The organism is Zavarzinella formosa DSM 19928, from assembly GCF_000255705.1.
GTDB classification, from domain to species: Bacteria; Planctomycetota; Planctomycetia; order Gemmatales; family Gemmataceae; genus Zavarzinella; species Zavarzinella formosa.
In genome coordinates this window covers 282,248-289,422 of sequence record NZ_JH636447.1, presented here as the reverse complement: position 1 = coordinate 289,422, position 7,175 = coordinate 282,248, and the positions used below count along the sequence as shown (strand labels likewise).

Sequence of the window (7,175 nt, the reverse complement as noted above, 5' to 3'; positions counted from 1 at the left end):
TTCGGCCGCGAGTTCGGCAGGCGATTTCGGCCCGGCGGCCAGCGCGTCGGCCAGCCGCAGCTTGGCGGCGACGGACACGGCCATCGACACCCACTTGCCGAAGATCATCTGGGTCACAATCGCCGCCGGGGGCGGGGAAACGGGTTCGGGCACGGTCATTTCTCCGGAGAGGATGATGATTTGGGCGTCAGATAAGTATCGGAGGCTTGGGCGATGGCGTCGAGTGTCCGCCGTCGCGATTCCATGACAGCCCCGGCGCCGCCCGATAAACTTTCTCTCCACCCCATTCAAGGAGTTTTCCATGCGTTTGCTCTTCGCCGCCATTCTGCTCGCCGTTGCCTCCGGTGTCGCCCCGGCGGCCGATAAGATCGACCCGGCGCTCCTCGTCGGAAAATGGGAGATGCCGTTGTCGAAGGACGGCAAGAATTACGACGGCAGAATGTCGGTGGAATTCCTGGCCGACGGCACGATGAAGTCGGAAATGTGGTCCGGCGGGACCAGCGAGAAGAGGAATGGAAAATACACCCTGGACGGCGACAAGCTGCGGATTGACACCAAAGCGGGGGACAGAGAAATTGTTGCCATCAGCACCGTCAGGAAACTGACGGAGAAGGAACTCGTCCTTTTTGGTCAGCTGATGAAGGAAACCACCTTCGTTCGGATGAACAAGTAAGCCGGTTGAGCGGCCTCCCGGAAAGCCGGGCTCGTTCCCCGGCGCATCTCTTTGCCTGTCATGACGGTTGGGAAGGCGGCTTGCCCGCCGCTCTGCCCTCCCCGCCGTCTCGTTGGCTCGCCTTCGCCATTTCACCGGGTAAGATTTCATTGCCCAAGCGCGACGAGGACCGCCGATCGTGTTTGTTCCCGACAAGACCTGCCCGAAATGCACCAGCCCCCAATACAAATTCCGGGGCCGCAAGCCGGTGGATGCCAACGAGAAAAAAGGCCTCCACCCCGGCATCGAAACCAAATACCAATGCGGCCCATGCGGCCACTCCTGGAAAGTCTGGGTGCCCGGCGAACTGCCGACGATGCCCCCGGCCGTTTCCGGCGCGCCGGTAGTCGGGGAGTGAGTTGGCGGATCCGCAATGTCGCGGATCTAATGGCGTTTGATGCGTTTGATTGCTTGGTCTTGGCGAGCCGAGCAGCGTAAGCTGCCGGGTGGCTTCCAGCGGGCGAACCACCTACCCTTTACTCAGCCTGAATCATGCCCATGACTCGCGCGCCTTCCCCGCCGGAAGCCACCCGGCAGCTTACGCTGCTCGGCTCGCCAAGACCAAAACCAAAACCATCCTTGAAAAACCAACAACCACCACTTCAAAACTACGTCCCCAAGGCATTTGACCGGCGTTCTGTTACGCCGATGTTGCGCCGTCTCCCGCCGCATTCGGGTATGATTTCCTCACTTAACCGGAGGCCGCCATGCTCACTTCCGTCATCCTCGCCGTCGCGTCGCTTGTGCCTGTTTCGGTCACCGTGGAGGATCTGGTCAACAACCGGGACAAGTATCAGGGCCGGATGGTCCGGCTGGAACTGACCCCCCGGTATGTTTACTATGGCGACGGTTGGGGAGGTCATGTCGATGCCCCGACTCCGAGCGGCTTCGGCATTTCCGGCCTCTTCAGCCCGGCGATTCCGAATGTCCGCAGCGGCGACCGCATTCAGGTCACGGGCATTTTCACCCACAACATCAAGGTCTGGCCCGCGCACCGGATCAATGTCGTCGCGGTTGAACAGAAACCCAAGCCGGAGAGGAAGCCGACGCCCGCCCAAGTGAAGGCCCAGAAAGACGCCGAGTCGGCGCTCACGGGCGAGTGGACAGGACGGGCCTTTCAAGAGCCGCGTCACTTCGGCCAGCCGCTGCGGGAAACGACGCTGACCATCGAGAAAGGTGTGCTGACGCTGACGCAAAAGGGGAAACTAGTCATGGCCGGACCGGTGACGATTGACGCCGAGTATCGGCTTCTCGATGTGGCGGTGACGGAAGGACCGTGGAAGGGCAAGACGGTGGAAGGAGAATTCATCCTGGCCAGAGAGCGACTGCTCTGGACAGCGGCCTTCCCCGGCGAGAAGCGAATCGAACGGTGGCTCGGCCGGGGGCCGGAGAAGGATTGAGCAAAAGGTTTCAGGACCATGTCTTGTCTTTGACTGCTCTCATCCGTCACACGTCGCCGAACTCCGCCATCGCCCGTTGGCAAATCGTTGAACCGGCGGGAATCGCGGTCCCCTCACTGGCGCGTTTTGAAGTTGCGTTTTGCTGGAGTTTGGGTTCTCGGCGGGCGCGGCTGGCGCCCGCGAGAAACCCAAAACCTCGAAAAATCGCAACTTTAAAAGCACAAAACCGGGGCTGTTGGTCATTTCCAGCGGAGGGCTTTGGCCCCCCGGCGAAGAGACCCCTCCAACTCCCTCTTGATCAAGAGGGTCACTTCGGCCATGTGCTTGGAACACAGGCTCGGATCAGAAAAAACCGGATAAAACCAAAATCTGATGAAAGACGCGAACACAAGAGGAGGCTGTCCTGTCGAGTGTCTTGTTTTCATCCGGTTTTGTTTTTGTTCCATCCGTGGCTAGAAATTCTTCTCTTACCTCCGTGGCCAAAATACTCGATGTACATCCCTCCCGCTTTTGTCGAATCTGATCTCGGCAAGTTGCACGACCACATCACGAAACATAGTTTCGGGTTGTTGATTTCCCAGGCGGACGGGCAGCCGTTTGCCACGCATGTGCCGTTTCTCCTTGATCGCGCCGCCGGGCCGAATGGCGCCCTCGTCGGGCATGTCGCCCGCGCCAATCCGCACTGGCGATCGCTGGCCGGGGAAACCGCGCTGGCCGTTTTTTCCGGGCCGCATGCTTACATTTCGCCGACGTGGTATGAGGCCGAGAACACGGTTCCCACCTGGAACTACTCGGCTGTTCACGCTTATGGCCGGGTCGAGATCATCGAAGATTCGGCTACCCTTCTCGGCATCGTCCAAGAGACCGTGCGGGTGTATGAGCAGAACATGCCGAAACCGTGGACGTTCGATGGGTCCGCGGTGTTTGTGGAGCGATTGTTGGCCCAGATTGTCGGCTTTCGCATCGTGATCGACCGGATCGAAGGCAAGTGGAAGCTGAACCAAAACCATCCGGCCGAACGCCGGGAGAAAGTCATCCGGGCGCTGGACGGGCAGGGTGATGAAAACTCGCAGGGCATCGCGGACTTGATGCGGAACACGAAAGGAATGTCATGAGAAACGCAACGTACATGCAGGGGATGCAGCAAGACGATCCCACGATGGAAACGGCCGACATCATCGCCGCCTACGAACAGGGCATCCACGACATGCGGCAGGCCGTCGAGGGAATGACCGCCGATCAACTGCTCGCCCGGCCGATCCCCGGCAAATGGAGCACGCTGGAATTGGTGAGCCACGTCGCCGACACGGAAGTTTATTTTTCGGATCGCATCGAGCGAACGATTGCCTTGGATCATCCGCTGTTGATGGGCGTTGATGAACGTCCCTATCCCACTCGGCTGAACTATCAGGGCTTCGACCTGGCCGAGCAACTCGACCTGCTCTCGGCCCTCCGCAAACACGTCACCCGTATTCTGCGAATGCAACCGCCGGAGGCATGGACCCGAACCGCCATTCACACCGGAACCGGGCTGGTGACGCTTCGCCAATTGGTGCTGCAAGCCATCCGGCACCTGCGGCATCACCTGCCGTTCGTCGCCGAGAAGCGGGCGGCGATGTCAACCATGTCATGAGGTTCTTGAAGGAAGGAAAAGCGAATGTCGGATGTCGTGTATCAAGTAGAATCGAATCTTTCCCCGGAGGAGTTTGTCGATGTGCTGGTGCGTTCCACGCTCGGCGAACGCCGGCCAATCGACGACCCGGACAGCATTCGGAAGATGCTGGACAATGCCCCGGTGATTGTCACCGCCCGCATTGATGGCGTGCTGGTCGGCGTGTCGCGGGCGTTGACCGATTTTTCCTTTTGCACGTATTTGTCCGACCTGGCGGTTGATGAAAAGCACCAGCGGAAGGGGATCGGCCGGGAGTTGATTCGCCGCACCCACGCCGCCGCCGGCACGAACACGGCGCTGATTCTGGTCGCGGCCCCAAAAGCCCGCGACTACTACCCGCACATCGGCCTGACCCGCCATGATTCGTGCTGGGTGATTAACCGGCCGTCGCTTCCGAAGGAATGAACGGAGGTTCCCATGCGTGCCATCTTCTTTTTGTTGACGCTGGGCCATATGGCCAGCGCGGCCGAGCCGCCGATGGTGACGGTCCCTTTTCCACCCGAGCGGGCCAAAACATTGCGGGAGGAATGGGCCAAGGCGGCGGGGCGTGATGCTGTTTTCACGAACAGCGCCGGAATGAAACTCCTGCTGATCCCCGGCGGGAGCTTCACGATGGGGCCGAACGGCAGCACTTATCGCGTGACGTTGGGGCAAGCCTTCTACCTTGGCGAAACGGAAGTGACGCTGGGGCAGTATCGCCGGTTCAAAGCCGGACACAAAATCGCCGGGGCGGCCGATGAGTTCAACGCGGATGACCGGCCGGCGGCGATGGTGAGCTGGAAGGAAGCGAAGGAATTTTGCGACTGGCTGACGGATCAACCCGAGGAGAAGAAAGCCGGCCGCCAATATTCGCTGCCGACGGAAGCCCAATGGGAATGGGCCGCGCGGGCCGGGACATCCACGAGCCGGCATTTCGGCGAGACGGACAAGGGACAGGCTGATTATTCGTGGTTCAACGTCACGTATACGCCGAACCCGAAGAACGAGGCCGATGGTCGCGGCCGGCAGCCTGTGGCGAAGTTGAAACCGAATGCGTGGGGTCTGCACGACATGCTCGGCAACGTCTGGGAATGGTGCGCCGACCGGCGGGAAGACCCGGCCACCGGCGAAACCCGGCTGCCGGTGATGCGAGGCGGCTCCTGGCGCTCGGGCGCGTTTCACTGCACCAGCGTCGCCCACGACCCCGGCGACCCGAACATGAAAGCCGACAATATTGGCTTTCGCGTGGCTTGCCGGGTGAAGTGATTCATTCAGGAGGACAGAGAAGAAATCCAATTGCGAAGACATGAAAGGCAGTAACCACAAAGACGCAAAGATCACACAAAGTTTCACAAAGATCAAAACAGATCAGAAGCAAAGTTAAAAAAGAAGACCACGGAGCAAAATCAAAGTAACAATGCTTTTTGATTTTGCTCCGTGGTCTTTTTGCTTTCACTTTGCTTATTGTTTTTGTTTTCACATTGCCTTGGTCTTCTTTGTGAAACTTTGTGTGATCTTTGCGTCTTTGTGGTTAATGCCTTTCATATCACTTCGGAAGTGATGTCGTCCTTGTTGAGTCGAACTTTGGCGCCGGGCCGGTGGGGCTGCGGTTGTCGATGTCGGTGATGGTGGTCGAGTTGCGGTGTTCCGCGCCGTCGGCGCCGGCGCCTTCGCCGTGCAGGCGGAAGATGACTCTCGCCTCGCCGGGGCTGCGGGCTTTCACTTCGATGGTGAAGGTTGTTTTCTTCCCGGCCGGGATGTCGTAGGGCTGGAAGATGAGTTGCCGGGAGTTTGCCTCCACGCTTTTCGCGGCATCCGGGCTGCTGGTGATGAAGTCCACGTTCGACGGCAAATCCAGCCGCAATTGCACTTTTTGGGCGGCGGCCGTGCCGGTGTTGGAGACCGTCACTTTGTATGTGATCGTCTTGCCGACGCTGGCCGTGCCGGGAACGTCGGTGTCCCAACCCAAGGCGGGAACCCCGGCGAATTCGGTTGGCACGGCCGCTTTTTGCTCCGGTCCCTTGTCGGCCTTCGCGGCAAACTGCACCGTGCGCGCCCCCGGTGTGCCGGTGCTGAGGGAGACGTTTACTTCCTTCACGTCGCCCGGCGCGAGCTTTTCAAAGATCCATTGCACGCTGTCGCGGAACGACTGGCCGCTGTTGGTCGCCCGCGTCGGCTTCATGTCCGGCGGGAAGAGGCAGCGGAGACACACGTTCTTCAGTTCGGCCGTGCCGCGATTGGAGACGGTGATCCGGTAGCCGGCCGCCTGGCCGACCATCCCCTTTCCGGTGGCGGGGCCTTCGGCCTGAATTTGAAGGTTGGCCGTCAACACTTCGGTGTCGAAACTGGTCTCCTTGAGAATGTCGGCGGCTTTCACCATCACCTGGCTTTTGATTTTCCCGGTGTCCTTGGCCTTCACGCGGTATTCCAGCGTTTGCGACTGGCCGGGGGCCAGCGCCGGGATGGCCCACATCCGTTCGCCGCTTTTCGGGTCGATGGCCGACATCAACCGGCCGTCCGTCGTTCCGCGGGCCAGCTCGCGGTCCTCGTAGACGAGACCCTTGTCCAATCGTTCCTTCACTTCGAGATCGCGGATGGTCACCCGGCCGGTGTTTTTCACGATGATCTTGTAAGTGGAAACGTCGCCCAGGACGAGGCTCTCCGCGCCTTCCTTTTTGATGCTGACGGCGGGGGGCGAGACGTGGGTGACCATGCCCCGGCCGAAATCAAACTGCACGCGGGCCTGGATTTTCATTTCCTCGGTGTCGGGCCTCGGCTTGTACACGACTTCGATCGTGCGGGTCTGGCCCGGTTCGAGGGTCTTCAGTTCCCAGCGGGTCTCGGCATCATCGGCGGTCGCCGGGGGTTCGGCCTTCACCTTGTCGGCCTTCGCCGGGGGAATGACCCGCACCACCACATGATGGGCCTTGGCCCGCGAATTGTTCCGCACCACCAACTTATAAATCACGGCTTGGCCGCTGGGGGAGACATCCGCCCCCTCGATGTTCAGCGTCACCGTCGGCGTGGGAAGTTCCCCGGCGGGGAGAAGAATCTCCGTCCCGCCCGCCGGTTTGACCACCGACGGCGGCATCACCCGCACCGGCACGCCGGACATGGCGCCGGGGAGCGGGGCCGGGTTGGTCGTCGCGCCGGGGACGGTGAACTCGGCCTGCCTCACGCCGCCCGCTTCATCCGGGTCATAGCCGCCCCGCACGATGGCGGGGAGTTTGGCCGGTTCCGGGGTGTCGTCCTTCCCGGCAAACGGGGGTTCGCGCGTTTGGAAGCCGGGTTGTTGGGCTGACAATGAATTGGTGACCACCCACGCCAGAAGGGCCGCGAGGGCCGAAAGCCTCAATGAATCGGTCATGGTACTCCCGGCCATCCGTGGCCCGACTTCCGCACTCTCCCCAGC

8 protein-coding genes are annotated in these 7,175 nt (G+C 60.7%); 7 read left to right on the top strand and 1 reads right to left on the bottom strand.

The window, feature by feature from the left end; translation table 11 throughout:
• Positions 1-301 precede the first annotated feature (301 nt).
• The 7 genes from BGIM_RS0138025 to BGIM_RS58985 all read left to right on the top strand — a co-directional run bounded on the left by BGIM_RS0138025 (position 302) and on the right by BGIM_RS58985 (position 5,029).
• On the top strand, positions 302-673 hold the full coding sequence (locus BGIM_RS0138025; RefSeq protein WP_020474850.1) for a lipocalin family protein: 372 nt from the start codon (positions 302-304) through the stop codon (positions 671-673).
• Between the two features lie 178 nt (positions 674-851).
• On the top strand, positions 852-1,070 hold the full coding sequence (locus BGIM_RS0138020) for a hypothetical protein (RefSeq protein ID WP_020474849.1): 219 nt from the start codon (positions 852-854) through the stop codon (positions 1,068-1,070).
• Between the two features lie 349 nt (positions 1,071-1,419).
• The gene (locus tag BGIM_RS0138015) at positions 1,420-2,112 is read left to right on the top strand and encodes a hypothetical protein (RefSeq protein ID WP_020474848.1); all 693 of its coding nucleotides are present in this window, start codon (positions 1,420-1,422) and stop codon (positions 2,110-2,112) included.
• Between the two features lie 491 nt (positions 2,113-2,603).
• Complete coding sequence (locus BGIM_RS0138005; protein WP_020474846.1) at positions 2,604-3,227, top strand: FMN-binding negative transcriptional regulator; 624 nt, start codon at positions 2,604-2,606, stop codon at positions 3,225-3,227.
• On the top strand, positions 3,224-3,745 hold the full coding sequence (locus tag BGIM_RS0138000; RefSeq protein WP_020474845.1) for a DinB family protein: 522 nt from the start codon (positions 3,224-3,226) through the stop codon (positions 3,743-3,745). Before BGIM_RS0138005 ends, BGIM_RS0138000 begins: the two co-directional genes overlap by 4 nt.
• Before the next feature lie 24 nt (positions 3,746-3,769).
• Positions 3,770-4,189 (top strand): GNAT family N-acetyltransferase, encoded by a 420-nt coding sequence (locus tag BGIM_RS0137995; protein WP_020474844.1) that lies wholly within the window; start codon positions 3,770-3,772, stop codon positions 4,187-4,189.
• Between the two features lie 12 nt (positions 4,190-4,201).
• On the top strand, positions 4,202-5,029 hold the full coding sequence (locus BGIM_RS58985; protein WP_020474843.1) for a formylglycine-generating enzyme family protein: 828 nt from the start codon (positions 4,202-4,204) through the stop codon (positions 5,027-5,029).
• A 280-nt stretch (positions 5,030-5,309) separates the two neighbouring features.
• On the opposite strand, the gene BGIM_RS0137985 is transcribed toward BGIM_RS58985, so the two are convergent.
• The gene (locus tag BGIM_RS0137985; protein ID WP_162136328.1) at positions 5,310-7,130 is read right to left on the bottom strand and encodes an NEW3 domain-containing protein; all 1,821 of its coding nucleotides are present in this window, start codon (positions 7,128-7,130) and stop codon (positions 5,310-5,312) included.
• Positions 7,131-7,175: the final 45 nt, after the last annotated feature.

Excerpts from the sequence above, each read along its gene's own strand:
- BGIM_RS0138025 (WP_020474850.1), top strand. The coding sequence starts at position 302 with ATGCGTTTGCTCTTCGCCGCCATTCTGCTCGCCGTTGCCTCCGGTGTC.
- BGIM_RS0137995 (WP_020474844.1), top strand. The coding sequence starts at position 3,770 with ATGTCGGATGTCGTGTATCAAGTAGAATCGAATCTTTCCCCGGAGGAG.
- BGIM_RS0138005 (WP_020474846.1), top strand. The coding sequence starts at position 2,604 with ATGTACATCCCTCCCGCTTTTGTCGAATCTGATCTCGGCAAGTTGCAC.
- BGIM_RS0137985 (WP_162136328.1), bottom strand. The coding sequence starts at position 7,130 with ATGACCGATTCATTGAGGCTTTCGGCCCTCGCGGCCCTTCTGGCGTGG.
- BGIM_RS0138000 (WP_020474845.1), top strand. The coding sequence starts at position 3,224 with ATGAGAAACGCAACGTACATGCAGGGGATGCAGCAAGACGATCCCACG.
- BGIM_RS0138015 (WP_020474848.1), top strand. The coding sequence starts at position 1,420 with ATGCTCACTTCCGTCATCCTCGCCGTCGCGTCGCTTGTGCCTGTTTCG.
- BGIM_RS58985 (WP_020474843.1), top strand. The coding sequence starts at position 4,202 with ATGCGTGCCATCTTCTTTTTGTTGACGCTGGGCCATATGGCCAGCGCG.